Genomic DNA, 17,689 nt, shown 5'->3' on the forward strand with positions numbered 1-17,689 from the left:
TTTCCCAAGACCTAACAGGCAAGGCCGCTTCACGCCACCACCCAGGGGCGCGACATCAATGCGCGGGGGCCGAGACCGGGTCAATCAGCGTGCGCCCGCCGTCCAGCGTCAGCACCTGGCCCGTCATAAAGGCCGATGCCTCGGAGGCCAGGTATTGCGCGGAATGCACCAGCTCGGTCGGCGATGCGATCCGATGCAACGGGGTGTGCTGCTCGATATCGCTGCGGTATTCGGCATTGCCTTTGAGCTGATCCTTAAGGCTGTGCGACATGACCGACCCAAAGGCCAGTCCATTCACCCGGATACGATGCGGCGCAAGGGCCACCGCCAACGAGCGGGTCATCTGATCCAGCGCAGCAGTCGACACAGAATACGCCAGCAGATCCGAACTGGTACGACGCCCGGCGATACAGGACAGGTTCACGATCGACCCGGCAACGCCTTCTTCTTGGTCTTTTGCCTGCTTAATCATGCGCTTGGCCACCAGCTGAGACAGCCGCAGCGCGTTCAGCAGGTTCTGTTGCAGCAGCATTTCAACCGCATCGTCATCATCGTTCAGCGGGTCCACCGCCACCACCTGACGCGAGGCGTTGATCAAGATATCGACCCGATCAAACGCATCCAGCGTGGCCGACAGCAGGTTGGCCTGGGTCAGACGCTCTCGCAGGTCTCCGGCAAAATAGCGATAGGGATTGGCCTCGTCGTTTTCGCCGAACTGGTTGACCAGCCCGTCTTCGTCACGATCCGCGAACACCACATTCGCGCCCTTGTCCACGAAATGGAGCCCGATGGCCAAACCGATTCCGTTGGCGCCTCCGGTGACAATGGCGGTTTTTCCGGCAAGTGAGAATGTCATGAAGACCTCCTGATTCCCTTCGCTCGAGCCTATAGGGCGTTAACCGCGCTGGCGAGTGGGCCGTTGCGCGTGCAGGATTTTGAAGCGTTTGTCGCCGCCGATCTCTTCGACATGGGTGAAAAGCGCGGCAAGCGCTGCCTCGTAGGGAAGTTGACGGTTGGCGACCAGCCAAAGCTGCCCATTCGGGGCCAAACTTTTGGCGGCGGTCGCAATAAAGGCGCGGCCCAGATCGGGCTCGGCGGCGCGACCCACGTGGAAGGGTGGGTTCATGATCACCGCATCCATACGCGCAGGCGCGGTCCAGCGCGTGGCGTCGGCCCAATGGAAACAGGCACGCGGATCAGTGACGTTTTCACGGGCGCAATCCAGCGCGGCGCTGTCGGCCTCGACCAGATGCAATTCCTTGATGGCGGGATGGCCGGCCAAGACGGTGGCCGCAAGGTATCCCCAGCCTGCCCCCAGATCGGCGACCCTACCGGACAGTTTCTGCGGCAGATGTTGGATCAACAGGGCCGAAGCCGGATCGATCCCATCGGCAGAGAACACGCCGGGGCGGGTAACAAAGCCCTGCACTGTCGCAGCACGGCCCTGCCAGTCCGAGAAATCCGAGGTCGGGTTCAGCCAGAACAGCTTGCCATGCGCCTTAGAGATGGTTCCGGCAATCCGCTCGCGCTTTTTCAGCTCTTTCAGGACGGATTCGATGCCATCGGTCTTTTGCCCGTCAACGATCAGGACATCCGCCCCGGCGGCCCGAGCGATCATCGCGCGGGCCAAGGCCTTGGCGCGGGGCAGGATCACAATGGCAGCCGCGGCTGTGGGCGCATCGGTCTGGCAAGCGTATCCACGCGCGGTAAAGGCATCCACATCGGGCTTGAACCCGGTGACCAGCACCAACCGGTCCTTGGGCAGGTCAGACAGATCCGTATCGGCGCGCGGGCCAAATACGGCAATCACGCCCTGGGACGGCAATTCCATTCCGGCCTCAAGCGCCAGGGACAAGCGGGTATGTGTCATGTTTCAGGACAGAAGGACCGAACGCGCGGTCATTCCTTCTCCATCGTGCATTGCAGGGGATGTTGGTGACGGCGGGCGAAATCCATCACCTGGGTCACCTTGGTTTCGGCGATCTCGTGGCTGAAGACACCGACCACGGCCAGACCCTTTTTGTGGACGGTCAGCATGATCTCGAACGCCTGGGAATGAGACATGCCGAAAAAACGTTCCAGCACGTGCACGACGAACTCCATCGGGGTGTAGTCGTCATTCAGCAGCATCACCTTGTACAACGGTGGGCGCTTGGTTTTCGGGCGGGTTTTCAGGGCGACAGAGGGGTCTCCGTCGTCAAACTCTTCATCCGACATTGTCACAGGCCACTGCGCCATCATTCAAACTCTTCCGGGTTTGACCAATCATTCTTTGAAGGGTCTATATAACCTCTGTGCGCCACAAGGAAAGAGGGCGAACCAGCGACAAGGAGAGAAGGTTGCCCAAACTGACCACCATAGGCTTCGATGCGGACGACACTCTGTGGCACAACGAGCGTTTTTTCCGCATGACCCAGGACCGATTCGCCGATCTGCTGCGCGATTATTGCGAGGCTGATCATTTGATGGAACGGTTACTGGAAGCTGAAAAGCGCAACATTTCTCATTATGGGTTCGGCATCAAGGGCTTCGTTCTGTCGATGATCGAAACCGCGCTGGACGTCACGGGAGATCGGGTGCCCGGACCCGTGATCCGCGCTTTGGTCGATGCTGGCCAAGAGATGCTGCAACACCCGATCGAGTTGTTGCCCCACGCACAAGAAGCCGTCGAGGCCATCGCCGATACCCATCGTGTTTTGCTGATCACCAAGGGCGATCTGCTGGATCAGGAACGCAAATTGGCGCAATCGGGCCTTGGCGAATTGTTCGACGGGGTCGAAATCGTCTCGGCCAAAACTCAACCTGTCTACGAAGAGATTTTCGCGCGGCATGGAGACGGGGCGCACTGGGGGATGATGATCGGCAACTCGATGAAATCCGATGTGGTGCCGATGGTGCAGGCCGGCGGTTGGGGCGTGCATGTCCCCCATGGGCTGGAATGGGAGATCGAGCGCGCGGATCCGCCGCATGACGCGCCGAGGTTCGTGCAGCTGCAGGATCTGGGTGGGCTGCGCGCCCAGATCGACCGGATCGAACAAAGCGGCGACTGAAATCATCTTGTTGGGGTTGGCGCCGTCATAGCCCCTACATTTTGAAAATGTCACGTCACGCGAGCGGTCAAATCGTTAGAAATGAAGACTTTATTCGATTCACCGCCTGTGCTAGCCTTCTACTAATAAATAAAAACGCCGACTGAAAAATCAGCGGCAAGAGGCAGAAAAAGGCAGTGTCCGTGGATCATCGGCATGTACAGTTGACCCGTATGGGTCTGCTATCCCTTCTATTGGTGGGTCTTCTGGCCTTCGTACCTGCGGTGGTACGGGCGGCTCCTTATGCGGCGATGGTGATGGACGCCCGCACCGGCAAGGTGCTGCACTCGTCCAACGCTGACACGCGATTGCATCCGGCCTCTTTGACCAAAATGATGACGCTCTATATCGCCTTCGAGGCCATCGAGCGTGGCGAGATTTCGCTGGATACGATGGTTAAAGTGTCCCGCAACGCTGCAGCCGAGCCGCCATCCGAGTTGGGCCTGGCCGCCGGGCAACGTATCAAGCTGCGCTACCTGATCCGCGCTGCCGCAGTGAAATCCGCCAACGACGCAGCTACGGCCATCGGCGAGGCGATCTCGGGCTCCGAAGCGGCCTTTGCCCGCCGGATGAACCGCACAGCCAAATCGATGGGCATGACCCGCACTACCTTTAAGAACGCGCATGGCCTGACCCGTGACGGTCACCTGTCCACCGCCCGCGATATGACCATCCTGGGGCGGCACCTGCTGTATGATTTCCCCGAATACTACAACCTGTTCAGCCGTCGTTCGACCCATGCGGGGCTACGCACGGTGAAGAACACCAACCGCCGATTCCTGAACGACTATCGCGGTGCCGATGGCATCAAGACCGGCTATACCCGCGCTGCTGGGTTCAACCTTGTTGCATCGGCCGAACGCGGCAACGAACGCATCATCACCACCGTTTTCGGGGGCCGCTCGACCGCGACGCGTAACGCCAAGGTGGCCGAGCTGATGGATCTTGGGTTCCGCCGAGCGCCCAGCCATGCAAACGTCCGCAAGCCCGCGCGTCCAGCCTATGTTGGTAATACCGTTCCCAAGGGCGGTGCTGGCAAAACCATCCGCGTTGTCACCGCAGTTCAGAAAAGCCTTCGCCCGAAGATGCGCCCGGGAACGCAGGCGCCGGTTCTGGTCGCGGTCAAGGACGACATTCAGGACGCGCTTAAGGAAGTCATCAACAAGCCCGCCGCCGCACCGGACACCCTGCCAGCAAACGCGAACAAATCCATTAAGCCTCGGGAGCGGCCCAAGAACCTGCTGCTTGCCAGCACTGGAAATGCTTCCGCTGTGGATGAGCTGGTCGCCGAAGTCATCGCCGAGGAACAACGCCGCGAGGTTGTCACCCGTCTGTCGACCTCGGGAGGGCGCCACTGGGGCATCAACGTGGGTCGCTATCCCAGCCGCTATGCCGCGGAAAAGGTTCTGGTGAAAACCGCCCTGGCCGAAATGGCGACGCTGGACGGCAGCCTGCGCAAGGTGGTCAACCGCAAGGGCGGGTTTGACGCCAATTTCATGGGCATGACTCGTGAAAGCGCCGATCTGGCCTGCCGCCGCCTGCAAGCGCGGCAAGTTACCTGTTTCATGATCGGGCCAGGCTGATCCCTCGTCTGTCCCGTGACGCAGAAGGCCACCCGTTTGGGTGGCCTTTTGTGTTTGCGGTTCACGGTTTGGGGTGATCGTCCCATTCGTCGGACAGGATGCGCTGACTGTTGCCTTCGGGGTCGTCATATTGGTCCGAGCGTACCGTGTAGACAAACGCCAAAAGCCCCACGCCGCCCATGACGATCGAGATCGGGATCAGGTATGACAGGACTTCCATGGCGGGTTACCTCAGGCGCAGCGCATTCAGCGATACTGTAATGGAACTTGCAGACATGGCCAAGGCCGCCACCAATGGGGTGGCCAGCCCGATGATCGCGATCGGAACGGCGATCACGTTGTACAGGGTCGCGATCTGGAAGTTCTCACGGATGCGCTTGGTGGCCGATTGAGCCGTCTCCAGCGCGTCTGCAATTGGGGACAGATCCCCGCCCAGCAGCACAATATCCGAGGCCACACGCGCCGCATCCAGCGCCGAGGCTGGCGAGATCGAAACATCCGCAGCCGCCAGCGCTGCTGTGTCATTCAGCCCATCGCCCACCATCAGCACATGCTTGCCCTGCTGCGACAGATGCTGAATTCGGGCGGCCTTGTCTGCGGGCAGCGCCTCGGCCATCCAGTGTTGAATGCCCAGACGGTTGGCCAGATCCTCGACCGCGCGGGTGGCGTCGCCCGAAATCAGGATGACCTCTTTGTCCGCATCAATCAGCGCGCGCACGGCCTCTTCGGCCCCATCGCGCAGACGGTCGGTAAAGGTGAAGGCTTGCGGCGCTTCCCCCGCGACGGACAACCAGGCCGAAGTCATCTCGGTCGAGCTGGCGCCAACCCAAGCCGCACGGCCCAGGCGGACGCGCTGACCTTTCCACAGACCTTCGGTACCATAGCCCGGCACCTCGGTGATCTGGTCAACGCGGGCGGGTTTTACGCCAGCCTCTCGCGCAGCGCGAGTCAGCGATTGCGACAAGGGATGCGAGGACCCCTCGGCCAATGCCAGCGCAATCTCAAGATCGCGGGTCGCATGATCACCCAGATTTGTCAGCTCGGGCGTGCCAGCGGTCAGCGTGCCGGTCTTGTCAAAGACCACGGTGTCGACCTTGGCCAGACGTTCCAAAGCCGTCGAATGCTTGATCAGCATCCCCTTGCGGAACAACCGTCCCGAGGCTGCGGTGGTCACAGCCGGAACAGCCAGACCCAGTGCACAGGGGCAGGTGATAATCAGAACGGCGGCGGCAATGTTCAGCGCGGTGCGCACGTCCCACGTATAAAGCCACCAGCCAACAAAGCTGAGCGCCGACAGGATATGCACGCCGGGCGCATAAAGCTTGGCCGCGCTGTCCGCCAAAGAGGTATAGCGCGAGCGGCCGGATTCAGCGATAGCAACCAGATCGGCCATCTGATGCAACGAGGTATCTTTGCCCACGGCCGTGGCGCGAATGATCAGTGGGCCGGTCAGGTTGACCTCGCCAGCTGAAACGCCGTGCCCCGGCTCGGCCAGAACCGGCAATGTTTCCCCGGTCAGAAGCGAGCGGTCAATCTCGGATGTGCCCTCGGTTACGTCCCCATCCACGGGCATCCGCCCGCCCGGACGCACAAGGATCATATCGCCCACGGATACCTCGGAAACTGGCACCTGCACTTCTTCTCCGTCACGGATCAGGATGGCGCGGGGCACCTCAAGCGCGGCCAGTTCCTCGGCTGCTGACCGAGCAATCGCGCGGGTGCGGTAATCCAGATAGCGACCCGCCAGCAGGAAAAACGTCAGCGTCAGCGCGGCGTCGAAATAGGCATGGTGCCCGGACAACGAGGTTTCCCAAAGCGAGGTCACCAGCGCCAGCACAATGGCCAGCACGATCGGCACGTCCATGTTCAGGCGCTTGTGCTTCAACGCGCCCCATGCGCTTTTGAAAAATGGTACGCCCGAAAACGCGATGGTCGGCAGCGTGATCGCCGCCGAGATCCAGTGAAACATGTCCCGCGTGGCATCTGCCGCCCCGGCCCAGACGGACACCGACAGCAGCATCACGTTCATCGAGGCAAAGCCCGCCACCGCCAACCGCATCAGCAGATCGCGGCCTGATTTGTCGGTTTGGGTGGCACTCAGCGCGCCGGCGTCCAGCTCGTGCGCCTCATAGCCGACGCGCTCCAGCACGCCGATCAGATCCTCGGGCATCACGTCTGCGTCCGCCTCGACCTGGACCCGTTTCAGGGTCAGGTTCACGCGGGCCGACTGCACGCCTGGGGCCTTGGCCAGGGCCCTTTCCACGGTCGAGATACAGGCCGCGCAGTGCACGGCAGGAACTGACAGGGCTATGCGGGCCTCTTGCGGGGCGTCCAGTTCAGCCAAAGCTTCCGAGGCCGGAGCCGCGGCGCAGGCCGGACATGCAGACGGGGTTGGACGCATGGTGGCAGTCATGTCAGGGCCTTACTTCACGTGCAGGATCACCCGTTGGGTGAACTCGGTGCCATCTTCGGCGATGGCATTCATGCGGATGTTCCAGTTACCATCGGCCAGTTCCAGCTGCGCTACGTGGGCACGGCCGTCAAAGGAAAAAGCGGGTTCCACATCCTCGGCGATCGACGTTGCGCGCCCCACAACCGCGTGCAATTCCTTGGGAACAACCGGGTTACCATTCTCATCATTGATGTTCAGGTAAAGCGTCCCCTTCAAATGCACCGCCGTGACGGTCCAGCCCAAAGCCTCTTGCGCGGCCTTGCGTACGTTGAACTCCTGGCTGGCGACATACGAGTTTTTCACCTCGAGCCCGGGAAAGGTCTTGATGGCGTTGAAGGCCATAAAGACGTTCACGGCAATGATCAGGCCAAAGGCCGCGGCAAACCCCAAAAAGACATGCCGGCCGGTGATTTGACGCTCGGTCATCAGTTGTTCCTTCCGTGGAATACGGTGTCCTTATAAGCGCGGTCACCGTTGGAATTGTCCTCGACCCAGATACGCAGGTCAACGCGTTCGCTTTCTGCCGGGGCTGACCCCTTGGGCGCCATCACATACACGCGCTGCAGCTTCATCGAGTCCGCAGGCACCGTGACCGACGCATAGGGCGTGCCTTCAAGCATCACATAAAGCGACGGATCGCCCTTGACCGAGATCTTGAAGGGCCGCTCCTCGCCATGCTTGTTCCGCAGGCGGACGTCATAGGTGTTGCGGATAGTGCCATCCGACAGCGTCACGAAGGTCGGGTTCCGTACCGGGGCGACGGTCAGGTCAATCTCGGTCCGCAAGAACAGGGCGACGACCAGCGCGACACCAACCAGCGACCACAATGTGGTATAAAGAATGGTACGCGGGCGGAAGACATGCTTCCAGACCGATTTCGGAGCGTTGCCAGCGCGTTCGGCGGCCTCGTCCGTCAGGGCCATATAGTCGATCAGGCCACGCGGTTTGCCCACCTTATCCATCATCTCGTCACAGGCATCGATGCACAGGGCGCAGGTGATACATTCCAGCTGCTGGCCGTCGCGGATGTCGATCCCCATGGGGCAGACGTTCACGCAGGCCATGCAATCGATGCAATCCCCAAGGTTTTCAGCCTCGGCGGATTTGCGGTGCTTGCCGCGCGGCTCGCCGCGCCAGCTGCGATAGCCCACAACCAACGAGTCTTCGTCCAGCATGGCGGCCTGAATCCGCGGCCAGGGGCAGGCATAGATACAGATCTGTTCACGCGCGAAACCGCCAAAGATAAAGGTGGTCAGCGTCAGAACCAGAATGGTCGAATAAGCGATCGGGTGTGCGCTCATCGTCACCAGATCAACCAGCAGCGTCGGAGCGTCGGTGAAATAGAACACCCAGGCCCCACCCGTAGACAGGGCGATCAGGAACCACGCCACCCATTTGGTCAGTCGCAGCCGCGCTTTGCGGAAATCCAGTTTTTTCTGGCGGTGCAGACGCAGACGCGCATTTCTGTCACCTTCGATCCAGCGCTCGACCAAAATAAATAGGTCAGTCCAAACGGTCTGAGGACAAGCATAGCCGCACCAAACACGCCCTAACGCCGAGGTGAACAGGAAAAGCCCAAGCCCCGCCATCACCAAAAGGCCAGCGATGAAGTAAAACTCGTGCGGCCAGATCTCGATCATGAAAAAGAAAAAGCGGCGGTTGCCCAGGTCAACTAGAACAGCCTGGTCGGGCAAAGCCGGCCCACGATCCCAGCGCAACCAAGGGGTTAGATAGTAAATACCCAGCGTAAAGGCCATCAGCCACCACTTGAGATTACGGAATTTCCCGCTGACACGGCGCGGGAAAATCGGTTCGCGGGCGGCATAAAGGCTCGGTGGGGTTTCGGGTTCGGTTTGCGACACGGAATCACTCCGGTAAATGGCTACTGGTCGCGCTGTTTTCCCAGTCTTGGCACTCAGCGGCTTTGACCTGCATCAAATCTGCATCTTTCACTCACCTATTTCTGAAGATGCCTTGGCCTGTCGTCTAAACCAGAGCGAAAAAGGCAGCTCTGGGGCCTGCTTAAATTTTGACCATCTCAGTTCCCCCGTGCATAGTTTCCTTGGAGCAGGAGACGCCGGGCAAAACGTCCGGAACAAAAGGCAAAACGGGGGGAATACGTGACCCAATCCGCGGGCAAACTGGCCCAAGAAACCGAACGAACATCGCTGACTAATTCCGAAGTAACAGCAATCGCTCACCTTTATCGGGGCGAGGTCTATCGCAGCACCATCTGGCGCACCCGATTGGACACCACCACAAACTGGGCGGTGGTGACGCTGGGGGTGGCCTTGTCCATCTCGTTTGCCTCGCCCGATGCCTCGCCGCTGCCATTGGTGCTCGTGGGGGTGCTGATCATCTTTTTCCTGATGCAAGAGGCCCGGCGCTATCGCTATTTCAACGTCTGGCGGGCGCGGGCCCGCTGGATGGAGACCCATTTCTATGCGCCGATGCTGTATGACGGCGACCTTCATATGGAGGAGAACTGGCAGAAAACCCTGTCCGAGGATTATCTTAAACCCAAGTATCACGTCAGCATGATGACCGCGATCGGGCGGCGCATCCGTCGGAATTACCTGTGGATCCTGATGATCCAATCCCTGGCTTTTGCGGGCAAGCTGGCGGTGCACCCCACCCCGGTCGAATCGTTGGATCAAGCGTTTCGCCGCGCCGATGTCGGCCCTTTGCCCGGCGAAGTAATCGTAGTTTTTGGCATTCTGTACATGATCAGTTGGATGGGAATTGCGCTTTGGAGCGACCAAAACGACAAAAACCGCGCTCGGGGGCGCGGAACTGACAGCTCGATGGGTTGATTTTTGGGATCGGTGCCTAAATTAATTGGCACCGGCCTTCCAGGAAACGCGCGAACAGGACGGAAGGGCCGGTGCCGAACCCAGGGACGCGGGAAACGCCCCTGGGTATTCTTTTGCGAGGTTACTCGCCGCCGCCCAACTGGTGGACGTAAGCGGAAACCGCGCGGATCTGAGCTTCGGTCAGACGGGTGTTCCAGTTGGGCATCACGCCATAGCGCGAGTTCACAACAGTCTCTTTGATGGCGTCATAGTCGCCGCCATACAGCCAGATCGCATCCGTCAGGTTCGGTGCACCTTGACCGCGGTCACCGGTACCATCCTCTGCGTGACACGAGGAACATTCGTCCGCGAACACGGTGGCGCCAGCTGCAACCAGCGAAGCATCCATTGGCTCACCCGACAGCGACATGACGTAGTTCACGACCTGGTCGATCTGTTCGGGCTCCAGCAACTCGTCTGCACCGAAGGCAGGCATTGCCGACAGGCGGGCCTCTTCTTCGGGGTCATCCTCATTGCGGATACCATGGGTGACGGTGAAGTGGATGTCCTCGATGGAACCACCCCACAGCCAATCATCGTCCAGCAGGTTGGGATAGCCCTTGGCACCAGCTGCACCAGAACCGTGGCACTGAGCGCACCAGGTCTTGAACACGGCGGAACCGGCGGAAACGGCATAACCGTTCAGCTCGGCATCATCCGCAATCGAGGCCAGCTCGACCGATGCCAGGCGTTCGTTGATCGGGCCCAGTTTGGCTTCGTTGGCAGCAATCTCAGCCGCAACGTTACCGCGGGTCGACCAGCCCAGAACACCCGCAGTTGCGCTGCTGATGCCCGGCCATGCCGGATAAGCGATGGTGTAGATCACGCCCCAGAAGATACAGGCGTAGAAGGTCCACAGCCACCAGCGCGGCAGGGGGGTATTGAGCTCTTCAATGCCGTCCCATTCGTGGCCCGTCGTGCCCACATCTTTGTTTTCAGTTGGTTTCTTAGCCATGTCTCACGCCTCCTTGGCGTCACCGCCGCTAGCGGCGGGTTTGTCTTCGTGCCGGAAGGGGATGTCGGCGACGTCGCTGTAGACCTTCGAGGAACCGGGACGGAAGGCGAAGACCACCACCCCGATAAAGAAGGCAAACAGGGCCATCAGCATCCAGCTGTCCGCGAACTCACGCAGGAAAGAATAGGTTTCCATATTTGGTCCCTCCTTTACCGGCTTGCGTCCGGGGTGAAGGTCGAGAAATCAACCAACGTGCCCAGCATCTGAAGATAGGCGACCAGAGCGTCAGCTTCGGAGATTCCGGGCTGACCGTCGAAGTTGCGCACTTGTACGTCTTCGCCATAGCGCTCCAGCAGGCCATCGTAATCGCTGTCCGGGTCAGCCTGAGCGGTAAAGTCCGCCTGGGCACTGGCCAGCATTTCCTCGGAGTAAGGCACCCCAACGAACGAGTTCACCTTCATGCTGTCGGCGATGTACTTGCCGTCGATCATGCGGTTCTCCAGGAAGCCGTATTTCGGCATCACGGATTCAGGCACAACCGATTGCGGGTCACGCAGGTGGTCGACGTGCCACTCGTCCGAGTAGCGGCCGCCCACACGGGCCAGATCAGGACCGGTCCGTTTCGAACCCCATTGGAAGGGGTGGTCATACTGCGATTCAGCCGCCAGCGAGTAGTGGCCATAGCGTTCAACCTCGTCCCGCATCGGGCGGATCATCTGGCTGTGGCAGACATAGCACCCTTCGCGGATGTAAATGTCACGACCAGCCAGCTCCAGCGGGGTGTAGGGGCGCATGCCCTCTACGTCCTCGATGGTGTTTTCCAGCCAGAACAGCGGAGCGATTTGCACGATGCCGCCGATAGTGACCACAAGGAAGGCAAAGATCGTCAGAAGCGTTACGTTCTTCTCGAGGATCGCGTGTTTATCAAGAATTGCCATTGTCTATGGTCCCTTCTTATTCTGCCGGGACAGCAGAGTTATCAGCTGCAACAGCCGGGCTCCGCTTGATGGTCATGAACAGGTTGTAGCACATGATGATCGCACCCAGCAGGAACATGATCCCACCAGCGCCACGCACCACATACATCGGCAGTTTCGCAGCAACGGTGTCAGCGAACGAGTTCACCAAGAAGCCGTTTGCATCCACTTCGCGCCACATCAGACCTTCCATGATGCCGGTCACCCACATGGATGCCGCATAAAGGATGATGCCGATGGTCGCGAGCCAGAAGTGCCAGGAAACCAGGCTCAGGCTGTACAGGCGTTCCTTGTTCCACAGTTTGGGAACCAGGAAGTACAGAGCACCAAAGGTGATCATGCCGTTCCAACCCAGCGCACCCGAGTGCACGTGACCGATGGTCCAGTCAGTGTAGTGGCTCAGCGAGTTCACAGCGCGGATCGACATCATCGGACCTTCAAAGGTCGACATGCCGTAGAAGCCGATCGAGATAACCATCATACGGATGATCGGATCGGTGCGCAGCTTGTCCCAAGCGCCAGACAGGGTCATCAGGCCGTTGATCATGCCACCCCAGCTGGGCATCCACAGCACAACCGAGAACACCATGCCCAGGGTCGAAGCCCAGTCAGGCAGCGCGGTGTAGTGCAGGTGGTGCGGACCAGCCCAGATATAGATGAAGATCAGTGCCCAGAAGTGGATGATCGACAGTTTGTACGAGTAAACCGGACGTTCAGCCTGCTTCGGCACGAAGTAATACATCATACCCAGGAAGCCAGCGGTCAGGAAGAAGCCCACGGCGTTGTGGCCGTACCACCACTGGGTCATGGCGTCTTGGACACCTGCAAAGACCTGGATGGATTTCGAACCGAAGATCGAAACCGGGATCGACAGGTTGTTCACCACGTGCAGCATGGCCACGGTGATGATGAACGACAGGAAGAACCAGTTTGCCACGTAGATGTGCGGCTCTTTCCGTTTGACGATGGTGCCGACAAACACGGCCAGATAGCTCACCCAAACAATGGTCAACCAAATGTCCACATACCACTCAGGCTCGGCGTATTCTTTCGACTGGGTTGCACCCAGGATGTACCCGGTTGCGGCCAGAACGATGAACAGGTTGTAGCCCCAGAACACGAACCAGGCCAGGTTACCGCCCCAAAGGCGTGCAGCGCTGGTCCGCTGAACCACGTAGAACGAGGTCGCGATCAATGCGTTGCCGCCAAAGGCGAAAATAACCGCCGAGGTGTGCAGTGGGCGAAGTTTGCCAAAGTTCAGATACCCTTGGGCCCAATCGAAATTGAGCACGGGGAATGCCAATTGAAATGCGATGAATGTCCCCGCCAGGAAGCCAACGACCCCCCACAAGGCAGTTGCGATGACGCCGTAGCGGACGACACCGTCGAGATATTCGTTTTGTGGTGCGGGTTTGGCGTCCTCGCCAGTATTCCGCAGAACATACAGGAACGTGACACCGGCGGCCAAAGCCACGGTTATCGCGTTCACCAAGTATGCCACGTCACGCGCATAATTGGCCGCGATCAGCGCCAAGAGCGTGATCAGACCAAGCGCGATCAGCTTGATGTAATTTACCATTTTGCGTCCCTTCGTCTCTGACCTGCACGATTCGTGTGCCGCGCAGGCGGTTCCAGACTGGGCGTTTAATGCGGTTCGGGGCCCGGTCTTGCCTTGATCTGTGTCAAAACTCAGCCGTGCATTCCTTGACCCGTGTCAAAGTGCGTCCGAATAGCGCGCTTTAGGCTCTGATCTCAGAGGGCAAACGGATTGGAGTGACCCATGGCCTATAAAAGTCTTTTCACGGTGCTGACGAATTCCGCTTTCGTTGCACCTGTTTTGGAACAAGCCACCGCGCTGGCCGCGGCGCATGATGCGCATCTGGACGTGCTTTGCATGGGGGTCGATCGGACCCAGACCGGATACTACTACGCTGGCGCTAGTGCGATGGTTTTGCAGGAAACAATCTCGCGTGCGCAGGAGGATGCCCAGGAAATCGAGGACGCGGCCAAGGCTTTCTTGTCGAAAACCGAAATTCGCTGGGGAACCGAACAGAGCGTCGCCCAGATGGCGGATCTCAGCCGTATCGTCGCGGCCCATGCGCGATTCTCTGACTTGGTGGTGCTGCCGCAGCCATACGGAGAAGACCACAGCGCCGAAATGGAGCCCGTGATCGAAGCCGCCCTGTTTGACGGCAAGGTGCCGGTGCTGATGCTGCCTGACGGTAAGCCTCCGATGACACAGGCCAAGACGATCTCGATCGCGTGGAACGAAAGCAACGAGTCCCTGATGGCCGTACGCGCTGCGCTGCCTTATCTGCAGGCAGCCGAATCCGTGCATGTGGTGGTCATCGACCCGCCGACCCACGGCCCCACCCGCTCGGATCCCGGTGGGCTGTTGTCGCAATACCTGGCCCGCCAGGGTGTGCGCGCCGAAATCGATGTGCTGGCCAAAACCATGCCCCGCGTATCGGATGTGCTATTGCGCCACGCCGCGGATACCAAGACCGATCTGGTGGTGATGGGCGCCTATGGCCACTCGCGCTTTCGCGAGGCAATCCTTGGCGGCGCGACACGGTACATGCTGGAGCAGACCGAACTACCGGTGCTGATGGCCCACTAATAAAGAAGGGAGGCTGCAAGGCCTCCCTTTTCTCTTAGGCGAATTCTCTTAGGCGAACATGCCGCCGTCGCTGTCGTCGCCGGCCTCTTCCATGAGGCGGCCCAGATCAGGGATGGTGACGTGGCGCTTGCCTTCCAGCGTGATGATCCCATCCCGTTTCAACGCCGAGATCTGGCGGCTGACTGTTTCCAGCGTCAGCCCCAGGTAGTCGGCCATCGCCTCGCGGGTCAGCGGAAGATCGAACACCACCGGCCCCTGCGTCGCACGCAAGTTCAACGACGCATCGCGACGCGCGATGATCGACAGCAGTGATGCGATTTTCTCGCGCGCGGTTTTCCGGCCCAAGACCAGCATCCATTCGCGTGCCGCATCCAGCTCGTCCAAGGTCATTTCCAGCAAACGCTGAGCGATATGGGGCGTGCGCTCCATCATCTGTTCAAATGGTTTCTTGCGGAAGCAGCACATCACCAGGTCAGTGGTCGCGACCACGTCATAGGCTGCGCCGTCACGCCCGGGGCGACCGACGAAATCGCTGGGCAGCAGCAAGCCGACCATCTGAGTGCGCCCGTCTTCCATCGTCTGGGTCAGCGTGGCGATACCCGATACGACCGACCCAACAAAATCCATCTTGTCACCCGACCAGATCACGGTCTGGCCGGCCTCGAAGTTGCGGTAGTATTTGATCTCTTCCAGTTGCTCCAGCTCATCACCATCACAACGTGCGCATACAGCTTTATGACGAATCGGACATTCATCACAGTGATGGTTGCGGGCAAGGGTGTCGTCCTGCAGCATTTTGGAACCGTTTCGCGCTTGATCTGGGTCAAAGTTGACCCTTCCTGTTTCCACTAGAGGCTAGGCTTATGGAAACGAAAACGCAACTTGCAAAACTGGGTCTGTTTGACGCGAAGGTCCCTCGTTACACGAGTTACCCTACGGCGCCACACTTCTCAAATGACGTCTCAGACGGGGATTTTAGAAGCTGGATCAGGGGGATAGAACCTGAATCAGAGATATCTCTTTACCTGCATGTGCCGTTTTGTCGCCGTCTGTGCTGGTTCTGTGCCTGCCGGACTCAAGGCACTCAATCGGAATCACCTGTTCGCGCCTATGTGGAAACTCTGAAGGCCGAATTGCAGATTCTGAAACGTGATCTGCCCGAGGGCGTAAGGCTCAACCGGTTGCATTGGGGGGGCGGGACGCCCACGCTTTTGTCCGCTGAAATGATGACCGATCTGGCCGAAGCCGTGCTGGATGTGGCGCCTTTTGCAAAGAATTATGAATTTTCAGTCGAAATCGACCCGAACGAGATCGACGACGCTCGCCTAAGTGCACTGGCTGCGGCCGGGATGAACCGGGCCTCGATCGGAGTGCAGGACTTCGACCCAGATATTCAGAAAACCATCGGACGGATTCAGGGCTTTGATATCACCCGCGACGCGATCGAGGCGATCCGCAGTCACGGAGTTTACAGCCTTAACGCCGACATCCTGTTCGGCCTGCCGCACCAGTCCAACGAGCGCATCACCGAAAGTGTGCAAAAACTGCTGTCGCTGAACCCTGACCGGGTCGCCTTGTATGGCTATGCGCATGTGCCGTGGATGGCCAAGCGGCAACAGATGATCCCCTCGGACGCGTTGCCCACCCCCGAAGAGCGGCTGGAACTGTTCGAGACAGCCCGCCGCCTGTTCGCCTGGGACAATTACGTGGAAATCGGCATCGACCACTTCGCCACAAAATCGGATGGCCTGAGCATCGCTCAGAAAACCGGAAAACTGCGCCGCAATTTCCAGGGATACACGGATGATACGTCTGACGTGTTGCTGGGCGTCGGCGCGTCGTCGATCTCGCGGTTTCCGCAGGGCTATGCTCAGAACGCTCCCAGCACCGGCGCGCATACCGCCGCCATCCGCGAGGGGCGCTACTCGACCGCGCGGGGTCACCTTTTCCGCAACGACGACGTTCTGCGCTCGCGGATCATCGAGATGCTGATGTGCGACTTTGCCACCGACGACGCCGAGCTGAAGGAAACCTTCCAGATGACGCAGGCCGAGTTGAACGCGCTTTTCGCCCCTGCACGGGCCGAATTCTCCGAGATGCTGGAACACAACAGCAAGGGTCTGTACATCCCGGCACAGGCACGTCCGCTGACCCGGATGATCGCCCGTTCTTTCGATGCTTATGACCTAAGCAAAGCTGGGCATTCCTCGGCTATCTAGGGAAACGACCAAAGCCAAACTGGGGCGAGCACATGCGGATCGCCACGTTCAATCTGCAAAACCTGCGTCTGCGCGGCGATCATCTGGATGGCGCCCGCGATAGCGACTTGCCCGCTGACATGGGCGATCAGGCCCCGACGCTGGATCACTCAGATCGCCAGCTTAGCGCGCAGGTCATCCGCGACACGACGGCCGATATCATCGCCTTGCAAGAGGTATTCGACAGCGCGACCCTGGATGCATTTCACGACCGCTATCTGACGCCAATCGGGGTGACATACCCGCACCGTCATTGCTTGCCCGGAAATGATGGGCGCGGGCTGGATGTGGCCGTGATGGCGCGAAGCCCTTTGGATCTGGTGCGCAGCCACGCCGCACTGACGCCGCAGGATCTGGAGCTGGATCTGCCGTCTTTGCCGCTGGATCAGCCGATTTTTCGCCGGGATGTGTTGGAAATTCGTAGTGGAGCCCTGACCCTGTTCATCTGTCACTTCAAGGCCCCCTACCCCGACACCCAACGCACATGGGACATCCGCCGCGCCGAAGCGCGGGCATTGCACGAAATCATTTACCGCTCGCAGTCGCCGCAGGCGCTTTGGCTGGTTCTGGGGGATCTGAACGAGCCCGCCTCAGACCATGCGCCGCGCGCCCTAGAGGAGTTGTCAGCGATCAGCGTTGATCTTCTGGACCGGTTGCCCGCGCCGCAGCGGTGGACGTGGCACCACCCGCCCAGCCATCTGTATGGCCATCCCGATGCGATGCTGGCCAGCCCTACCCTGGCGCACCAATTCCCGAACGCTGTTCCACAAATTCTGCGAGAGGGCATGAGCCTTGAGACCCACCGCAACCCCGGTCCGCATTTGTCCGGCGTCGGCCATCATCGCCCACACGCCAGTGACCACGCGGCGTTGGTGCTGGATTTACCCGGCCTCTGAACGCTGA

General features: G+C 59.7%; 18 protein-coding genes. 6 read left to right on the forward strand and 12 right to left on the reverse strand.

Translation table 11 applies throughout. From position 1 onward, the window contains the following. Positions 1-55: 55 nt before the first annotated feature. Genes ACOQOQ_RS02225 through clpS form a run of 3 tightly spaced genes read right to left on the reverse strand, consistent with a single transcriptional unit; the run spans position 56 to position 2,238 of the window. Positions 56-856 (reverse strand): SDR family NAD(P)-dependent oxidoreductase, encoded by an 801-nt coding sequence (locus ACOQOQ_RS02225; protein WP_420568524.1) that lies wholly within the window; start codon positions 854-856, stop codon positions 56-58. A gap of 39 nt (positions 857-895) precedes the next feature. Beyond that, positions 896-1,870: a class I SAM-dependent methyltransferase gene (locus tag ACOQOQ_RS02230; RefSeq protein WP_420568525.1), complete on the reverse strand. Its 975-nt coding sequence runs from the start codon at positions 1,868-1,870 to the stop codon at positions 896-898. Between the two features lie 29 nt (positions 1,871-1,899). Then, a complete protein-coding gene (gene clpS / locus ACOQOQ_RS02235) occupies positions 1,900-2,238 on the reverse strand; it encodes an ATP-dependent Clp protease adapter ClpS (RefSeq protein WP_420568526.1) in 339 nt (112 codons plus the stop codon). A 110-nt stretch (positions 2,239-2,348) separates the two neighbouring features. Here clpS and ACOQOQ_RS02240 point away from each other — a divergent pair, with 110 nt between their 5' ends. Together ACOQOQ_RS02240 and ACOQOQ_RS02245 are read left to right on the forward strand one after the other, a co-directional pair. Then, positions 2,349-3,050 carry an HAD family hydrolase gene (locus tag ACOQOQ_RS02240; protein WP_420569716.1) on the forward strand — a complete coding sequence of 234 codons (702 nt, stop codon included), beginning with the start codon at positions 2,349-2,351 and terminating at the stop codon, positions 3,048-3,050. Between the two features lie 212 nt (positions 3,051-3,262). Then, positions 3,263-4,672 (forward strand): D-alanyl-D-alanine carboxypeptidase family protein, encoded by a 1,410-nt coding sequence (locus ACOQOQ_RS02245; RefSeq protein WP_420569717.1) that lies wholly within the window; start codon positions 3,263-3,265, stop codon positions 4,670-4,672. A 61-nt stretch (positions 4,673-4,733) separates the two neighbouring features. Here ACOQOQ_RS02245 and ccoS read toward each other — a convergent pair whose 3' ends face one another. The 4 genes from ccoS to ccoG are packed head-to-tail and all read right to left on the reverse strand — an operon-like array spanning position 4,734 to position 8,986. Further along, a complete protein-coding gene (gene ccoS, locus ACOQOQ_RS02250) occupies positions 4,734-4,892 on the reverse strand; it encodes a cbb3-type cytochrome oxidase assembly protein CcoS (RefSeq protein WP_420568527.1) in 159 nt (52 codons plus the stop codon). Between the two features lie 6 nt (positions 4,893-4,898). Then, complete coding sequence (locus tag ACOQOQ_RS02255) at positions 4,899-7,085, reverse strand: heavy metal translocating P-type ATPase (RefSeq protein WP_420568528.1); 2,187 nt, start codon at positions 7,083-7,085, stop codon at positions 4,899-4,901. A gap of 9 nt (positions 7,086-7,094) precedes the next feature. Beyond that, positions 7,095-7,550 carry a FixH family protein gene (locus ACOQOQ_RS02260; RefSeq protein ID WP_420568529.1) on the reverse strand — a complete coding sequence of 152 codons (456 nt, stop codon included), beginning with the start codon at positions 7,548-7,550 and terminating at the stop codon, positions 7,095-7,097. Further along, on the reverse strand, positions 7,550-8,986 hold the full coding sequence (ccoG, locus tag ACOQOQ_RS02265; protein WP_420568530.1) for a cytochrome c oxidase accessory protein CcoG: 1,437 nt from the start codon (positions 8,984-8,986) through the stop codon (positions 7,550-7,552). The genes ACOQOQ_RS02260 and ccoG overlap by 1 nt, the downstream gene beginning before the upstream one ends. 279 nt (positions 8,987-9,265) lie before the next feature. Between ccoG and ACOQOQ_RS02270 the strand changes: the two genes are divergently transcribed. Further along, the gene (locus tag ACOQOQ_RS02270) at positions 9,266-9,937 is read left to right on the forward strand and encodes a DUF2270 domain-containing protein (RefSeq protein WP_420569718.1); all 672 of its coding nucleotides are present in this window, start codon (positions 9,266-9,268) and stop codon (positions 9,935-9,937) included. 121 nt (positions 9,938-10,058) lie between these two features. Here ACOQOQ_RS02270 and ccoP read toward each other — a convergent pair whose 3' ends face one another. Genes ccoP through ccoN form a run of 4 tightly spaced genes read right to left on the reverse strand, consistent with a single transcriptional unit; the run spans position 10,059 to position 13,487 of the window. Continuing rightward, positions 10,059-10,931, reverse strand: coding sequence for a cytochrome-c oxidase, cbb3-type subunit III (ccoP, locus tag ACOQOQ_RS02275; RefSeq protein WP_420568531.1), 873 nt, complete (start codon positions 10,929-10,931; stop codon positions 10,059-10,061). Positions 10,932-10,934: 3 nt separating this feature from the next. Further along, positions 10,935-11,126: a cbb3-type cytochrome c oxidase subunit 3 gene (locus ACOQOQ_RS02280; RefSeq protein ID WP_420568532.1), complete on the reverse strand. Its 192-nt coding sequence runs from the start codon at positions 11,124-11,126 to the stop codon at positions 10,935-10,937. A 14-nt stretch (positions 11,127-11,140) separates the two neighbouring features. After that, positions 11,141-11,869, reverse strand: coding sequence for a cytochrome-c oxidase, cbb3-type subunit II (gene ccoO / locus ACOQOQ_RS02285; RefSeq protein WP_420568533.1), 729 nt, complete (start codon positions 11,867-11,869; stop codon positions 11,141-11,143). Between the two features lie 16 nt (positions 11,870-11,885). After that, entirely contained in the window at positions 11,886-13,487 is a 1,602-nt protein-coding gene (ccoN, locus tag ACOQOQ_RS02290) for a cytochrome-c oxidase, cbb3-type subunit I (protein WP_420568534.1), read from the reverse strand. Positions 13,488-13,688: 201 nt separating this feature from the next. On the opposite strand from ccoN, the gene ACOQOQ_RS02295 reads away from it, so the two are divergent. Continuing rightward, the gene (locus ACOQOQ_RS02295) at positions 13,689-14,528 is read left to right on the forward strand and encodes a universal stress protein (protein ID WP_420568535.1); all 840 of its coding nucleotides are present in this window, start codon (positions 13,689-13,691) and stop codon (positions 14,526-14,528) included. Positions 14,529-14,576: 48 nt separating this feature from the next. Here ACOQOQ_RS02295 and fnrL read toward each other — a convergent pair whose 3' ends face one another. Beyond that, positions 14,577-15,323 carry a transcriptional regulator FnrL gene (fnrL, locus tag ACOQOQ_RS02300; RefSeq protein WP_420568536.1) on the reverse strand — a complete coding sequence of 249 codons (747 nt, stop codon included), beginning with the start codon at positions 15,321-15,323 and terminating at the stop codon, positions 14,577-14,579. 68 nt (positions 15,324-15,391) lie between these two features. On the opposite strand from fnrL, the gene hemN reads away from it, so the two are divergent. Next, the gene (hemN, locus tag ACOQOQ_RS02305) at positions 15,392-16,747 is read left to right on the forward strand and encodes an oxygen-independent coproporphyrinogen III oxidase (protein WP_420568537.1); all 1,356 of its coding nucleotides are present in this window, start codon (positions 15,392-15,394) and stop codon (positions 16,745-16,747) included. Positions 16,748-16,779: 32 nt separating this feature from the next. After that, positions 16,780-17,682 (forward strand): endonuclease/exonuclease/phosphatase family protein, encoded by a 903-nt coding sequence (locus ACOQOQ_RS02310; RefSeq protein WP_420568538.1) that lies wholly within the window; start codon positions 16,780-16,782, stop codon positions 17,680-17,682. The last annotated feature ends 7 nt before the right edge of the window (positions 17,683-17,689 follow it).

It is taken from the genome of Thalassovita sp., assembly GCF_965218685.1.
Classification (GTDB): domain Bacteria; phylum Pseudomonadota; class Alphaproteobacteria; order Rhodobacterales; family Rhodobacteraceae; genus Thalassobius.

Coding starts and splice junctions, on each gene's coding strand:
- ACOQOQ_RS02225 (WP_420568524.1), bottom strand. CDS start 856: ATGACATTCTCACTTGCCGGAAAAACCGCCATTGTCACCGGAGGCGCC.
- ACOQOQ_RS02230 (WP_420568525.1), bottom strand. CDS start 1,870: ATGACACATACCCGCTTGTCCCTGGCGCTTGAGGCCGGAATGGAATTG.
- clpS (WP_420568526.1), bottom strand. CDS start 2,238: ATGGCGCAGTGGCCTGTGACAATGTCGGATGAAGAGTTTGACGACGGA.
- ACOQOQ_RS02245 (WP_420569717.1), top strand. CDS start 3,263: ATGGGTCTGCTATCCCTTCTATTGGTGGGTCTTCTGGCCTTCGTACCT.
- ccoS (WP_420568527.1), bottom strand. CDS start 4,892: ATGGAAGTCCTGTCATACCTGATCCCGATCTCGATCGTCATGGGCGGC.
- ACOQOQ_RS02255 (WP_420568528.1), bottom strand. CDS start 7,085: ATGACTGCCACCATGCGTCCAACCCCGTCTGCATGTCCGGCCTGCGCC.
- ACOQOQ_RS02260 (WP_420568529.1), bottom strand. CDS start 7,550: ATGACCGAGCGTCAAATCACCGGCCGGCATGTCTTTTTGGGGTTTGCC.
- ccoP (WP_420568531.1), bottom strand. CDS start 10,931: ATGGCTAAGAAACCAACTGAAAACAAAGATGTGGGCACGACGGGCCAC.
- ACOQOQ_RS02280 (WP_420568532.1), bottom strand. CDS start 11,126: ATGGAAACCTATTCTTTCCTGCGTGAGTTCGCGGACAGCTGGATGCTG.
- ccoO (WP_420568533.1), bottom strand. CDS start 11,869: ATGGCAATTCTTGATAAACACGCGATCCTCGAGAAGAACGTAACGCTT.
- ccoN (WP_420568534.1), bottom strand. CDS start 13,487: ATGGTAAATTACATCAAGCTGATCGCGCTTGGTCTGATCACGCTCTTG.
- ACOQOQ_RS02295 (WP_420568535.1), top strand. CDS start 13,689: ATGGCCTATAAAAGTCTTTTCACGGTGCTGACGAATTCCGCTTTCGTT.
- fnrL (WP_420568536.1), bottom strand. CDS start 15,323: ATGCTGCAGGACGACACCCTTGCCCGCAACCATCACTGTGATGAATGT.
- hemN (WP_420568537.1), top strand. CDS start 15,392: ATGGAAACGAAAACGCAACTTGCAAAACTGGGTCTGTTTGACGCGAAG.
- ACOQOQ_RS02310 (WP_420568538.1), top strand. CDS start 16,780: ATGCGGATCGCCACGTTCAATCTGCAAAACCTGCGTCTGCGCGGCGAT.